Source organism: Acidovorax sp. CF316 (genome assembly GCF_000276605.1).
Taxonomy (GTDB): Bacteria; Pseudomonadota; Gammaproteobacteria; order Burkholderiales; family Burkholderiaceae_C; genus Acidovorax.
In genome coordinates this window covers 80208-93137 of record NZ_AKJX01000162.1, presented here as the reverse complement: position 1 = coordinate 93137, position 12930 = coordinate 80208, and the positions used below count along the sequence as shown (strand labels likewise).

The window sequence follows — 12930 nt, the reverse complement described above, 5'->3', positions numbered from 1 at the left end:
GGTGACGGTGGCGGTGGATGCGGGGGGCACCAGCGCCCACATCACCGGGCCTGCGGAGTGGCAAAAGCGCATTGCGGCGGGTGCCCGCAAGACAATCATGCTGGAGAGCGTCTGAGAACGTTCCCGGCCGAAAGGAGATGACGATGTTCGATGAACGAGAGTTGGCGGCAACCCGCCCCGAGGGCATGGATGCGGTGGAGTGGCAGTTGCGCGTGCAACTGGCGGCCTGCTACCGCGTGTTCCACGCCCGGGGCTGGAGCGAGGAGATCTTCAACCACATCACGGTGCGCGTGCCGGGGCGGGAGGCGCACTTCCTGATCAACCCCTTCGGGCTGCACTACGGCGAGGTGACGGCGAACAACCTGCTGAAGATCGACCTGCAGGGCCAGCCGGTGGGGGCTGCGGACTACCCGGTCAACCGCGCCGGCTTCGTGATCCACAGCGCCATCCATGCGGCGCGCGAGGACGCGCACTGCATCATGCACACCCACCACACGGCGGGCGTGGCCGTGTCGTGCAAGGCCGAGGGCCTGAAGTTCAACAATTTCTATTCGGCCTTTCTGAGCGGCAACGTGGCCTACCACGCCTTCGAGGGCATCACCGTGCACCCGGGCGAACAGGACCGCCTGGTGCACAGCCTGGGTGCCAGCAACTGCCTGATCCTGCGCAACCACGGCCTGCTGGTCACGGGCCGCAGCCTGCCCGAGGCCTTCTACTTCAACTACGTGCTGCAGCGTGCCTGCGAGGTGCAGGTGCTGGCCGATTCCATGGCCGGCGCCAACACCCCCATCCCGGCCCAGGCGCTCGCGGTGTCGTCGCGCGACGTGGGGCTGACCGACCCGGACAACGATCTGCATGTCAAGCTGTTCTGGGCCGCGGTGCGCCGGGCGGGCCTGGGGCTTGGCGACCTGGTCCACTGACGGGTATTTTCTAGGGCGGACGGGCCCGATTTTCACGTACCATCGCCGGGCCGTGGCATCCACCGGGCAGGGGATTGCCGCCACCGCTTCGCACGCACTGATTGCACAACAAGCACAGGAGACAAACCATGAGCCTTTCCCCCGCAACCTCCCGCCGCGACATCCTTCAGCTGGCCCTGGCCGGCGCCGCCGGCACGCTGCCCTTCATGGCCCAGGCCCAGGCCATCGACACCGTGAAGATCCTGGCCGGCTTTGCCGCTGGCGGCACCGTGGACACCCTGGCGCGCCGCGTGGCGACCCAGATCACGGGTGGCTACGCCAAGTCGGCCGTGGTGGAGAACAAGACCGGCGCGGGCGGGCAGATTGCCATCACCACGCTCAAGGCGGCCCCGGCTGACGGCGCCACGCTGCTGGCCACGCCCATGTCCATGCTGGGCATCTACCCCCACACCTACAAGAAGCTGCCCTACGACCCGGTGGCCGACGTGACCCCGGTCTCGCTGGGCGTGGTGTTCGACATGGGCTTTGCCGTGGGCCCGCAGGTGCCGGCCTCGGTGAAGACCGTGCCCGAGTTCCTCGAATGGTGCAAGGCCAACCCCACGGGCGCCAACTTCGGCTCGCCCGCACCGGGCTCGGTGCCGCACTTCGTGGGCGAGCTCATCAGCCGCGCCGGCAAGGTGGACATGCGCCACGTGGGCTTTCGCGGCTCGCAGCCGGCGATCCTGGACCTGCTGGGCGGGCAGATCGCGGCCGTCTCGGCGCCGGTAGGGGAGTTTTTGCCGCACCTTCAGGGCGGCAAGATCCGCGTGCTGGCCACCTCGGGCGCCACGCGCAACAAGTTCATGCCGGGTGTCAGCACGCTGATCGAGCAGGGCTACAAGGACATGGCCTACAACGAATGGTTCGGCTTCTTCCTGCCGGGCAAGGCGCCGGCCGAGCTGGTGGCCAAGGCCAATGCCGCCATCCGCACCGCGCTGGCCGACAAGGATGTGATCGCCGGGCTGGCCGGGATGGGGCTGGAGGCGCGCTCGTCGAGCCCGGCTGAGCTGGCGGCGCTGCTCAAGGCCGACGGGGAACGCTGGGGGCCTATCGTCAAGGCCATCGGCTTCACGGCCGAATCCTAGGACTGAGTCCTAGTTCTTGCCGGGCGGGGGAGGGGGCAGTTGCAGCGCGGCCAGCGCATTGCTCAGCTCACTTCGCCGGCGCAGGGCTTCTTCTTCCCGGATGGGCGCGTTGGCGCGCTGGTGCTGCTGGCGTGCGTTGTTGCGCCGGCTCTTCATCTCGGCGTCGAGGGCGATGCGCTCGTTGAGGAATTCGCCGTACCCGACCTGGCCGGTGTACAGGCGCGACAGCAGCACGGTGAAGCGCGAGTTCTCCTCTTCCACGATGTCGGCATAGGCGGGCGGCGCGTTCTTCAGGCGGAACTCCGCACCCGCGTTCACGCAGTCCTTGCGCAGGCCTGCCCACGACTGGATGGCCGGCTTTTCGCCCACCGTCGCGACCTCGGTGCTCGAGCGCAGCGCCAGGGGTGCCGCCTCGGGCTGCGCGATGCTGCCGACCCGGGGCTTGAGCGTGGCCAGGCTGGCGTGGCTGTCCAGTGCCGCAAGGCAGATGGCCGTAGGATCTTCGGCCGCCGTGCGCTGGGTGGGTGCGGGACCGGTGCCACTGCACCCGGCGAAGCCAAGGCAGGCAACGGCAAAACAAAGGGCTTTCATTTTCTTGCCTCTCTTTCAAACGGTGTTTTTTTCCACTCTAACCAGATCGCCTGCCGAGGTGGGTGCAAGCGCCCGTAGACGCGCTGTCGGCCTACAAGGGTGCGCAGCGGCAGGGGCGCCCGATGGGCCCATGTCGTGTTGGATGGCGCGGGCAACGGATCGGCTCCTACACAACGGTCGTGTGCGGTCAGGCCCAATTCCGGAATCCCCATCCCTGCCTGGAGAACGCCGTGGACTCGATCAACCAGAACCAGCCCGAAGACACGCACCAGCACCTGGCGGGCGGCGAGGCAGCCCGGCGCATCCAGGAGATGGCCGAGGATGCCGGGGCCTGCTTCTTCTGCACCAACGCGCCCGGCGGCGACACCAAGGGAACGCGGCCCATGAGCATCGAGAAGGCGGATGGGGCAGGCCACCTGTGGTTCCTGAGCGCATCCGACAGCCACAAGAACCGCGAGATCGAGGCCGACCCCCATGTGCGCATCTTTCTGCAGGGGGCCAAGCACTCGGGCTTTCTGGTGCTGGAAGGCACCGCCACCATCCACCGCGACAAGGCGCTGATCGACGGGCTGTGGAACCCGGTCATGAAGACCTGGTTCACCGAGGGCAAGGACGATCCGCGCATCACAGTGATCGAGGTTGTGCCGGCTTCCGGCTACTACTGGGACAACAAGCATGGCGGCCTGGTGGCGGCCACCAAGATGGTGATCGGCGCGGCCATCGGCAAGACGCTGGACGACTCTGTCGAAGGGCAGCTTCGCCCATGACGCGCCCGGTCGCTTCGTGCTGACCGTGGCCATGCAGGGCCTGCGGCGACTGGGCCGGGCATCCATCCGCATGCCGGTGCTGGGCGTGCTGGTCCTGGCGGTGCGCAACTACGTGCTGCACCAGAGCGCCAACCAGGCGGGCAGCCTGGCGTTCTCGTCGCTGCTGGCCATGTTTCCGCTGTTGATCCTGCTGTCCGCCGCTGCCGGTTTCTTCGGCCAACCCGGCGAGGCCGCGGCGCTGGCCGAGCGGGTGGTGGGCTACGCACCGCCGGTGGTGCGCGATGCCATGCAGCCCGTCATCCGCCAAGTGCTCGCGCAGCGCAACGAGGCCCTGCTCACAGTTGGCCTGATCGTGACGCTGTGGACCGGCTCGTCCGGCATGCAGGCCGTGCGCTCGGCACTGAACCGCTCCTACGGCATCACGCGCGGCCTGCCGTTCTGGAAGGCGCGCATCAAGGCCACGCTGTTCACCGTCATCGTGGGCGCTGGCGTGCTGGCCACCTTCAGCTCGGTGATCATCATGCCGCGCGTCTGGCAGTTCGTGGTGTCCAGCGTCGACGGTGCCGACGAGGTGGTCTGGCTGTACGACAGCGTGCGCTACGGCGCGGCCTACATCACGCTGAGCCTGCTGTACGCACTGCTCTACGGCTGGCTGCCCGACATACGCCAGCGCCTGGGCACGGTGCTGCCCGGCGCCTTCGTCGGGGCGGCCCTGTGGGTGGTCGCGGCCGCCACGCTGTCGTACTCGCTGCGCACGGCCGGCAAGCTGGCGCTGATCTATGGCAGCTTTGCGGGCGTCGTGGCCACCCTGGTGTTTCTCTACATCAGCGCGACCACGCTGATCTTTGGCGCGGAAGTCAATGCGGTGCTGCGCGAGAAGAAGCGGGGCCCGGTGGGGGCTGAAGATCCCGCCTGACGGTTCGGTGCGGCCTGGGGCAGGAAAAAGCGGCCCTCAGGCCGCTTGTTCCGCGTCAGATCTGCAGGATCAGATCTTGTCGATGGCTTTCTTCACAGCCTCTTTGGCATCGCCCACCTGCGCCTGGGTCTTGCCCACGGCCTGGTCGGCCAGGCCTTCGCCCTGGAGCTTGGGGCTGTCGACGAGCTTGCCTGCGGCTTCCTTCACCTGGCCCTTGATGTCGGTGGCGCGTCCTGCTACTTGGTCTTTGTTCATGGTTCACTTTCGTTGGCACCGCGGAACGTGCGGTACCCCAAGGATGGACCTGCCGCAGGCGCCTGGCTGTCGGAGAGCTGCCCATCCGCGCGTCGGGCAGGTCTGGGTCCCTTCACCCTGGGCGGACAGTGGCGCCGATGTCCGCGGCCCGCAGCGCCGCATGGATGCGCGCCGTGATGTGCGCCGCCGGCACCATGGGCCGCAGTGCTGGCACATGCGCGCGCCCGATGTTGCCGGTGGGCAGGCGCTGCAGCAGGTGGCCCAATGGCACCAGCGCCAGGCGCAGCACCTGGCCAAGCACCTCGCGCCCGTCGCGCAGCTGCAGGGCGTAGCGCAGCATGGCGGTGTGCGAGCGCCAGTGCAGGCCCAGCCGGGTCTGGCCCAGCACGTGGGCCGCCTCCAGCCACTGCCAGCGTGCGGCCGGCGGCTCGCCCGCGCTGGCCTCGAAGCGGGCCAGGAGATGCTCGAATGCCGGACGCTGCAACGCGGGTGCGGGTACAGGTACGGGCGCCAGCGGTGGCGGGCCGCTCATGCGGCTGCCCCGCGGCCTTGCGCGTGGGCATGGCCGCGCGCGAGCTGCCGCCAGCGCCGCTGCCGGTGGAGGTAGAACACCCAGGCAAATGCGGCGCTGAGCGGTGTCATCAGCCACGGCAAATGGCGCGCACGCACGAACACCTCGTCGGTGTAGCAGGTGCGCTCGGGCTTGCCAGGTGTGCCGGGCAGGCTTTGCACGGTGATGCGGTGGTCCCACGCTCGCATGAGCTGGCCTGTGCCGTTGTCGCGCAGCAGCGGCCAGGCGCCGGGGATGCCGTCGCAGGCGTGCACGCTGATGCGCGCGGTCTGCCGGCCCATGGGCACGAGGCCGAAGAGCGCGAAGCGCAGCTCCGTGTCGCCGAGCGGCCAGTGCGCGGGCCAGGGGCCTTGCACGGTGCCGAAACGCAGCAGCGGCGCGGTGATATGGCGAAACAGCGCTGTGGTCTGCAGCTGCGCAGCCACCCACTCGGCCGGGGCGGGCAGGGTGGTGGTGAGGCACACGCGCAGGCTGCCGGGCGGGCGCTGCAGGGTGGAGGCGGGCGGGCCCGTCTCGGCGGTGCCGAGGGCGGCGGCCACGGCGGCCTGCGGGTCGGTGGGGTGGCGGTCGGTCATGCGGTTGTCTTCTCCGCAGTGGCGGTGCTGCCTTCGGGCCGCAGCATGCGCAGGCCGTTGGCCACCACCAGCAGGCTGGCGCCCATGTCGGCGAACACCGCCATCCACATGGTGGCCTGGCCGGCCAGCGCCAGCCCGAAGAACACGGCCTTGATGCCCAGCGCCAGCGTGATGTTCTGCACCAGCACCCGGTGTGTGCGGCGCGACAGGCGCACCGTCTCGGCCACGCGGCGCAGGTCGTCGTTCATGATCACCACGTCGGCCGTCTCCATGGCCACGTCGGTGCCGGCCGCACCCATGGCAAAGCCGATGTCGGCCTTGGCCAGCGCGGGGGCGTCGTTGATGCCGTCGCCCGCCATGGCCGTCATGCCGTGCTTGTGCTGCAGGGCTGCGATGGCGGCGAGCTTGTGCTCGGGCAGCAGGCTGGCCTGTACTTCGGCAATGCCGGCTTCCCTGGCGGCCGCCTGGGCGGCGGCGGCATGGTCGCCGGTCAGCATCACGGGCACCACGCCCAGGGCCTTGAGGTCGGCCACGGCCTGCGCGGCCTGCGGGCGCAGGGTGTCGGCCACGGCGAATAGGGCGCGCACGGCATCGGCGTCGGCCAGCAGGGTTACGCTGCGGCCCAGGGCCTCGTGCTCTGCGGCGGCGGCCTCGACGACATCGGTCCACAGCTGGCGCTCCTGCATCAGGCGGCGGTTGCCCAGCTGCCAGGTGCTGCCGGCAATGCGGCCTTGCACGCCGCGCCCGGCCAGGGCGGTGAAGTCCTCCACCGCAGGCAGGTCGGCGCCTGCGGTGTCCCCCAGCCCGGCCGCGATGGCTTTCGATACCGGGTGGTCCGAGCGGCCCGCCAGCGCGCGCGCCACGTCGGTGGCGGCATCGTCGCCAAACTGCGCCTGGCCCACCAGCACGGGTTTGCCGGCGGTGATGGTGCCGGTCTTGTCGAAGGCCACGGCGCGGATGCCGCGCGCCTGCTCCAGCCAGGCCCCGCCCTTGACCAGGATGCCGCGCCGCGCCGCCGCGGCCAGGCCGCTGACCACGGTGACGGGCGTGGAGATCACCAGCGCGCAGGGGCAGGCGATGACCAGCAGCACCAGTGCGCGGTAGATGGCATCAAGCCAGCCCCAGCCCAGCAGCAATGGCGCGCCCACGGCCACCACCACGGCCAGCACGAAGACGGCGGGGGTGTAGATGGCGGCGAAGCGGTCCACGAAGCGCTGCGTGGGCGCGCGGCTGGCCTGGGCCTCTTCCACCGCGCGGATGATGCGGTCCAGCGTGGTGTTGCCGGCGGCGGAGGTCACCTGCATCAGCAGCTCGGCCTGGGCATTCAGCGTGCCGGCGTAGAGCTTGTCGCCGGGCACCTTGTCCACGGCCAGGCTTTCGCCGGTGACGCTGGACTCGTCCACCGCGCCGCGCCCGGTGGTCACCGTGCCGTCCAGCGGCACGCGGCCACCGGGGCGCACGCGCAGCGTGGCACCCAGTGCCACCTCGGCCGCGGGCACGCCGCGCCATTGGCCATCGGCCTGCTGCACCTCGGCCTGCTCCGGGCTTAGCGCCAGCAGCGACCCGATGGCGTTGCGCGCGCGGCCCACGGCCCCTTCCTCGATGCGCTCGGCCAGGGCGTACAAGGCCATCACCATGGCGGCCTCGGGCCACTGGCCGATGGCGAAGGCGCCCGTGACGGCCACCGCCATCAGCGCATTGATGCCCAACTGGCCGCGCAGCAGCGATTGGAGGCCGGCCTTGTAGATACCCAGGCCCGCCAGCAGGATGGCCACCGCCGCCAGCACCATGCTGGCGCCGTGCCAGACGGGCGTGTCCGGGCCCAGCAGGTGCACCAGCTCGGCCCCGGTGGCCGCCACCAGCGCCGCGCCGATGCGGCCCCAGCCGGGCAGGGTGCTGTGGTCGTGGCCAGCGTGGTCGTGGCCTTGGTGGTCGTGCGCCTTTGCGTGGTCGTGTCCATGCGGGGCGGCCGCAGGCTTGGCAGGGGCGGCATCGGCCGCGCAACTGCTGCCCGGGGCGCAGCAGGAGACGTTGATCTGCGGCGCACGGCGTGCGCCCGATGCCCTGGGCGTGGGCAGGGCCACCGCCACGGGGGCGGGTGGCTGCTGTGGCGGGCTTTGCGGTGCGGTGTGTCGGCTCGACGATTCCGTTGTCATGGTTTTTTCCTGTGCAGGGGCGGGTTGCGATCCGCCATGCCATGATTGGAATCCTTGAAGTCACTTGAAGGTCAAGCACATGCCAACAGATGCAGCAAGGTTACGCATCGGCGAGGCCGCCCAGCGCTCGGGCGTCTCTGCCGCCAACATCCGCTATTACGAAAAGGAAGCCCTGCTCGCCGCCGGCCCGCGCAGCGAAAGCAGCTACCGCCTGTACAGCGATGCCGACATCCACCAACTGCGCTTCATCCGCCTGTGCCGCGCCATGGACATGTCGCTCGACGAGGTGCGCACGCTGCTGGCGCTGGACCGGGACAGCGCCGCCGCTGACCACACTGCCTGCGACACGCTGGACGAGCACCTGAGCCACGTGCGCATCCGCCTGCAGGAGTTGAAGACCCTGGAGCGCGACCTGATCGCCCTGCGCCGGCGCTGCGATGGAACCGACGGGCACTGCCATGTGATCGAGGCGCTGCACGAGCGTGCCGATGCCGAGCCCGTGGCGCCGCCGGGGCCGGCGCCGGCCAAGCGGCATGTGTGAGCAGGGCTGCCTTGCGCCCTGCATCCTAAAGTTGTATGATATGCATCATGCGAAATAGCAAGACCACTGCCAGAAGCGCTGCCAAGGAGGCCACGCACGAGCGCATCGTGTCCGTAGCGGCCCGCGCCATTCGCCGCAGTGGCTACGACGGGACCGGGGTCGCGGACATAATGAAGGAGGCGGGCCTCACGCATGGCGCCTTCTACGCCCATTTCGATTCGCGTGAGGCCATGCTGGCCGAAGCGGCGGCGAAGGCCTGCGCGGAGTCCGCAGCCGCTGCTGCCGAGGTGGTGGCCAGCGTGCCGCCGGGCACGGCCCTTTCGTCCATGCTGGGCAGCTACCTCTCCCGGGGGCATGTGGAACAGGTGGAGTTGGGGTGCCCCCTGGCCGCGCTGGGCTCCGAAACCATGCGCCAGGCCCCCGAGGTGCGGCGTGTCGCTACCCGGCACATCAAGGAAATGGTCGATCTGATCGCCCGCCAGTCCCCGGACTGGGGGCAACCCGGCGCCCACGAGCGCGCGCTGGCCACCGTGGCCACCATGGTGGGGGCCTTGCTGCTGGCGCGTGCGGTGGATGAGCCTGCGCTGTCGGACGGCCTGCGCGAAGCGGCGCTCAAGCACCTGGCGCCTTCCGCACCCTGAACCGCCCGTGCAGGCCGTGCGCTTTTTTTTGCCTTTTAATATGATGATCGTCATTCGAAATTTTCCAGCCCGCAAGGAGACCCCATGAAAGCCTTCATTCTTGAGCGCTACGGCAAACAGCGCGCATTGCGCCTGGCCGACCTGCCCCGGCCCGAACTGCGCGATGACGAGGTGCTGGTGGAGGTGCATGCGGCGGGCGTGAATCTGCTGGATGCCAAGATCCGCAACGGAGAGTTCAAGCCCATCCTGCCCTACCGCTTGCCCCTCGTCCTGGGCCACGACGTGGCCGGGGTGGTGGTGCAGGTCGGCCCCCAGGTGCGCCAGTTCAAGATCGGCGACGAGGTCTATGCCCGGGCGGACGATTTCCGCATCGGCACCTTTGCCGAGTTCGTGCCGGTCAGGGAGTCCTCGCTGGCGCCCAAGCCCCGTGGACTTTCCATGGTCGAGGCGGCCTCCATCCCCCTGGTGGGACTCACCGCCTGGCAGGCCCTGGTGGAGCAGGGTGGGCTCCGGCGGGGGCAGAAGGTCTTCATCCAGGCCGGCTCCGGCGGGGTGGGCAGCTTTGCCATCCAGCTGGCCAAACACCTGGGTGCCAGTGTCGCGACCACCGCAGGCGCGGTCAGTGCCCAGGCCATGCACAAGCTGGGAGCCGACCTCGCCATCGACTACCGCACGCAGGACTTCGAGGCCCTGCTGCGCGGCTACGACCTGGTCCTGCACAGCCAGGATGGCAAGGCGCTCGAAAAATCCCTGCGCGTGCTCAAGCCGGGTGGCAAGCTCATTTCCATCTCGGGCCCGCCGGACCCGGCATTCGCCCAGGCCAGCAGGGCGCCCGGCATCGTGCGGCTGCTGCTGCGCCTGCTCAGCGCGGGCGTGCGGCGGCGGGCACAAGGCCTGGGCATTGGCTATTCCTTCCTTTTCATGCGGGCCGAGGGCAGTCAACTGCGTGAAATCACCCGCCTCATGGACGCCGGAACCATCCGCCCGGTGGTCGACAAGGTGTTTCCCTTCGAGGCCACCAACGAGGCCCTGGCGTATGTCGAATCCGGCCGTGCCAAAGGCAAGGTCGTCATCCAGCTCAAGTGAGCCCTTTTGCATCCACCCCTGGAGTTACCATGAAGATTGAAAACGCTGTTGTTCTTGTCACCGGTGCCAATCGCGGCATCGGCCTGGCCTTTGCCCGCGAGTTGCTCGCCCGCGGTGCGCGCAAGGTCTACGCTGGCGCGCGCGATCCCGCCAGCATCACCCCCCAGGCCGGGGTGCAGGCCCTGCGGCTGGACGTCAACAACCCCGGCGACGTGGCTGCGGCCGCGGCGCTGGCGCAGGACGTCACCCTGGTCATCAACAATGCCGGCATCGCCCAGCCCGGCGGCTTTCTGGCGCCCGACAGCGAGGAGGTCATGCGGCGCATCTTCGAGACCAATGTCTTCGGCGTGCTGCGCGTGAGCCAGGCCTTCGCCCCCGTTCTTGCGGCCAACGGCGGCGGCGCCTTGCTCAATGTGCTATCGGTGGCCTCCTGGGTGAATGGCGGCGAGCTGGCCGCCTACTCGGCCAGCAAGTCGGCTGCCTGGTCGCTGACCAATGCCCTGCGCAACGAGCTCGCAGCGCAGAAGACGCAGGTGCTGGGACTGCACATGGCCTATGTCGACACCGACCTCACACGCGGGTTCGACGTGCCCAAGACCAGTCCCGAGCAGATCGTCAAGCGGGCGCTGAACGGGCTGGAATCGGGTCTGGATGAAGTGCTGGCCGATGAGCTCACCCAGCACGTCAAGATCGGGCTGACGGCGCCCCGGCCAAGCTACCTGCCGCAGGCTGCCTGAGCCTGGAGCCAGGCCCTCATCCTTAGGGGGACCCATGGTGCCGGCCAGCGGGCCCGGTGCCATCCCTCAAACCATCGGAAACGCCCCAGGCCCTCTCTCAACGGATACATCCCTGGCGCGCAACTCCGCGTGGCATTCCGAGCAGGTGGTGACCGGGTTGAACAGGTGGCCGCAGCCGGTGTGCCGGTGCAGCAGGGGGCGGCCGGCCTTGCCGGCCATGTGCACGTCGCCCCAGTGCACGATGGCCATGATGACGGGGTGCAGGTCCAAGCCCTTGGGGGTCAGGCGGTACTCATGGCGGACAGGCGCCTCCTGGTAGGCGGCCTTGCGCAGCACGCCGGCCTCCACGAGCTTGGCCAGCCGGTCTGCCAGCATGGGGCGGGAGATGCCCAAGCGCTGCTGGAACTCGTCGAACCGGCGCACGCCGAGAAAGCTGTCGCGCAGCACCAGCATCGTCCAGCGGTCGCCGATCACCGAGACGGTGCGGGCAATCGAGCAATGTTCCTGTTCCAGGTCGTTCCACTTCATGTCCGCAACTTTACCCTTGACGAGTTCAATTTTCAAACTTATCGTGCAGTCAGTTCAAAAAATGAACTCGATGAACTCGATGGACACGGGCGCAGTGCCGGTTCCCATCCCTTTGCAACCCCAGGAGACCCCATGGCAGACAGCAAGAAGAAGGCAATTTTGGTCATCGGCGCAGGCGACGCCACGGGCGGCGCCATTGCCCAGCGGTTCGCGCGAGAGGGCTACATCGCCTGCGTGACCCGGCGCAGCGCGGACAAGCTGCAGCCCCTGGTCGACCAGATCCGCGCCGCAGGGGGCGAGGCGCATGGCTTTGGCTCCGATGCGCGCAAGGAGGAGGAGATGGTGGCGCTCATCGCCAGGATCGAGGCGGAGATCGCCCCCATCGAAGTCGCGGTGTTCAACATCGGGGCCAATGTGCGCTTCGGCATCACCGAGACGACCTCGCGCGTGTACTTCAAGGTATGGGAGATGGCCTGCTTCGCCGGCTTCCTGATGGGGCGCGAGGCGGCCAAGGTGATGCTGCCGCGCGGGCGGGGCACCATTCTCTTCACGGGGGCCACGGCCAGCCTGCGCGGCCGCGAGGGTTTTGCGGCGTTTGCGGGCGCAAAGCATGCGCTGCGCGCACTGGCCCAGAGCATGGCCCGGGAGCTGTGGCCCCAGGGCATCCATGTCGCCCACCCGGTGATCGACGGCGCGATCGATACCGAGTTCATCCGCAGCAACTTCCCCGAGCGCTACGCCACCAAGGAGCAGGGCGGCATCGTCAGCCCCGAGAGCATTGCCGAGGTGTACTGGCAACTGCACAACCAGCCCCGCGATGCCTGGACCCACGAGACGGAGATTCGCCCATGGATGGAGACCTGGTGACTGCGCCCGACCACAACAACCACCAAGGAGACAAAAACCATGAACGACGTGACAGTGCAATTCCTGTTCGACTTCGGCAGCCCGAACGCCTACCTCAGCCACAAGGTGCTGCCCGCGATCGAGGCCCGCACGGGCGCGACATTCGAGTATGTGCCCGTCCTGCTGGGCGGCCTGTTCAAGCTGGCCAACAACCGCTCGCCGGCTGAGAGCAACGCCGGCATCCCGACCAAGCGGGCTTATGAGCAACGGGAGATGGACCGCTTCGTGCAAAGGCATGGGCTGTCGAAGTTCACGCACAACCCGCACTTTCCGGTGAACACCCTGGCGCTCATGCGCGGCGCGGTCGCGGCCCGCAGGCTGGGCTGTTTCGAGCCGTATGTCGACGCCGTCTACGCCAGCATGTGGGAGCGCGGCAAGAAGATGGACGACCCGCAGGTGATCGCTGCCGAGCTGCACCAGGCCGGACTCGACCCCGCGGCGCTGCTGGCCGCCAGCCAGGAGCTCGAGGTGAAGAATGCCCTGCTGCAGAGCACCCAGGATGCCTTTGCCCGCGGTGCCTTCGGTTCGCCCATCTTCTTCGTGGGGGACGAGATGTTCTTCGGCAAGGACAGGTTGCGCGAGGTGGAGGAAGAGATCGTGCGGGCGCGGGGCTAGG

The 12930-nt window shown here is 68.7% G+C and carries 16 protein-coding genes; 10 read left to right on the top strand and 6 right to left on the bottom strand.

The genetic code is table 11. The annotated features are described in order from the left end of the window. Positions 1 to 137: 137 nt before the first annotated feature. Together PMI14_RS20375 and PMI14_RS20370 are read left to right on the top strand one after the other, a co-directional pair. Positions 138 to 920: a class II aldolase/adducin family protein gene (locus PMI14_RS20375; RefSeq protein WP_035204766.1), complete on the top strand. Its 783-nt coding sequence runs from the start codon at positions 138 to 140 to the stop codon at positions 918 to 920. Positions 921 to 1048: 128 nt separating this feature from the next. After that, complete coding sequence (locus PMI14_RS20370) at positions 1049 to 2044, top strand: Bug family tripartite tricarboxylate transporter substrate binding protein (protein ID WP_007857239.1); 996 nt, start codon at positions 1049 to 1051, stop codon at positions 2042 to 2044. A gap of 9 nt (positions 2045 to 2053) precedes the next feature. Here PMI14_RS20370 and PMI14_RS20365 read toward each other — a convergent pair whose 3' ends face one another. Further along, a complete protein-coding gene (locus tag PMI14_RS20365; RefSeq protein WP_007857238.1) occupies positions 2054 to 2635 on the bottom strand; it encodes a hypothetical protein in 582 nt (193 codons plus the stop codon). A gap of 230 nt (positions 2636 to 2865) precedes the next feature. Between PMI14_RS20365 and PMI14_RS20360 the strand changes: the two genes are divergently transcribed. Together PMI14_RS20360 and PMI14_RS20355 are read left to right on the top strand one after the other, a co-directional pair. After that, positions 2866 to 3402 carry a pyridoxamine 5'-phosphate oxidase family protein gene (locus tag PMI14_RS20360; protein WP_007857236.1) on the top strand — a complete coding sequence of 179 codons (537 nt, stop codon included), beginning with the start codon at positions 2866 to 2868 and terminating at the stop codon, positions 3400 to 3402. A 16-nt stretch (positions 3403 to 3418) separates the two neighbouring features. Then, the gene (locus PMI14_RS20355; protein WP_035204765.1) at positions 3419 to 4318 is read left to right on the top strand and encodes a YihY/virulence factor BrkB family protein; all 900 of its coding nucleotides are present in this window, start codon (positions 3419 to 3421) and stop codon (positions 4316 to 4318) included. A 69-nt stretch (positions 4319 to 4387) separates the two neighbouring features. Here PMI14_RS20355 and PMI14_RS20350 read toward each other — a convergent pair whose 3' ends face one another. From PMI14_RS20350 to PMI14_RS20335, 4 genes are all read right to left on the bottom strand, one after another. Continuing rightward, positions 4388 to 4573 (bottom strand): CsbD family protein, encoded by a 186-nt coding sequence (locus PMI14_RS20350; protein ID WP_007857234.1) that lies wholly within the window; start codon positions 4571 to 4573, stop codon positions 4388 to 4390. A 112-nt stretch (positions 4574 to 4685) separates the two neighbouring features. Next, the gene (locus PMI14_RS20345) at positions 4686 to 5105 is read right to left on the bottom strand and encodes a DUF3703 domain-containing protein (RefSeq protein WP_007857233.1); all 420 of its coding nucleotides are present in this window, start codon (positions 5103 to 5105) and stop codon (positions 4686 to 4688) included. Continuing rightward, positions 5102 to 5719 (bottom strand): hypothetical protein, encoded by a 618-nt coding sequence (locus PMI14_RS33650; protein WP_007857232.1) that lies wholly within the window; start codon positions 5717 to 5719, stop codon positions 5102 to 5104. Before PMI14_RS33650 ends, PMI14_RS20345 begins: the two co-directional genes overlap by 4 nt. Further along, positions 5716 to 7875, bottom strand: a complete 2160-nt coding sequence (locus tag PMI14_RS20335; RefSeq protein ID WP_007857231.1) for a cation-translocating P-type ATPase — start codon at positions 7873 to 7875, stop codon at positions 5716 to 5718. The genes PMI14_RS33650 and PMI14_RS20335 overlap by 4 nt, the downstream gene beginning before the upstream one ends. A gap of 79 nt (positions 7876 to 7954) precedes the next feature. Between PMI14_RS20335 and PMI14_RS20330 the strand changes: the two genes are divergently transcribed. The 4 genes from PMI14_RS20330 to PMI14_RS20315 all read left to right on the top strand — a co-directional run bounded on the left by PMI14_RS20330 (position 7955) and on the right by PMI14_RS20315 (position 10880). Next, complete coding sequence (locus PMI14_RS20330) at positions 7955 to 8416, top strand: MerR family transcriptional regulator (RefSeq protein ID WP_007857229.1); 462 nt, start codon at positions 7955 to 7957, stop codon at positions 8414 to 8416. Positions 8417 to 8451: 35 nt separating this feature from the next. Continuing rightward, the gene (locus PMI14_RS20325; protein ID WP_035204762.1) at positions 8452 to 9057 is read left to right on the top strand and encodes a TetR/AcrR family transcriptional regulator; all 606 of its coding nucleotides are present in this window, start codon (positions 8452 to 8454) and stop codon (positions 9055 to 9057) included. An 84-nt stretch (positions 9058 to 9141) separates the two neighbouring features. After that, positions 9142 to 10143 carry an NADP-dependent oxidoreductase gene (locus PMI14_RS20320; protein ID WP_007857227.1) on the top strand — a complete coding sequence of 334 codons (1002 nt, stop codon included), beginning with the start codon at positions 9142 to 9144 and terminating at the stop codon, positions 10141 to 10143. Between the two features lie 29 nt (positions 10144 to 10172). Beyond that, positions 10173 to 10880, top strand: coding sequence for an SDR family oxidoreductase (locus PMI14_RS20315; protein ID WP_007857226.1), 708 nt, complete (start codon positions 10173 to 10175; stop codon positions 10878 to 10880). A gap of 66 nt (positions 10881 to 10946) precedes the next feature. Here the strand turns inward: PMI14_RS20315 and PMI14_RS20310 are convergent, their stop codons facing one another. Then, on the bottom strand, positions 10947 to 11408 hold the full coding sequence (locus PMI14_RS20310) for a helix-turn-helix domain-containing protein (protein WP_007857225.1): 462 nt from the start codon (positions 11406 to 11408) through the stop codon (positions 10947 to 10949). Between the two features lie 132 nt (positions 11409 to 11540). Between PMI14_RS20310 and PMI14_RS20305 the strand changes: the two genes are divergently transcribed. Both PMI14_RS20305 and PMI14_RS20300 read left to right on the top strand, forming a co-directional pair. Next, on the top strand, positions 11541 to 12275 hold the full coding sequence (locus tag PMI14_RS20305; RefSeq protein WP_007857224.1) for an SDR family oxidoreductase: 735 nt from the start codon (positions 11541 to 11543) through the stop codon (positions 12273 to 12275). Between the two features lie 39 nt (positions 12276 to 12314). After that, positions 12315 to 12929: a 2-hydroxychromene-2-carboxylate isomerase gene (locus PMI14_RS20300; protein ID WP_007857223.1), complete on the top strand. Its 615-nt coding sequence runs from the start codon at positions 12315 to 12317 to the stop codon at positions 12927 to 12929. Position 12930: the final 1 nt, after the last annotated feature.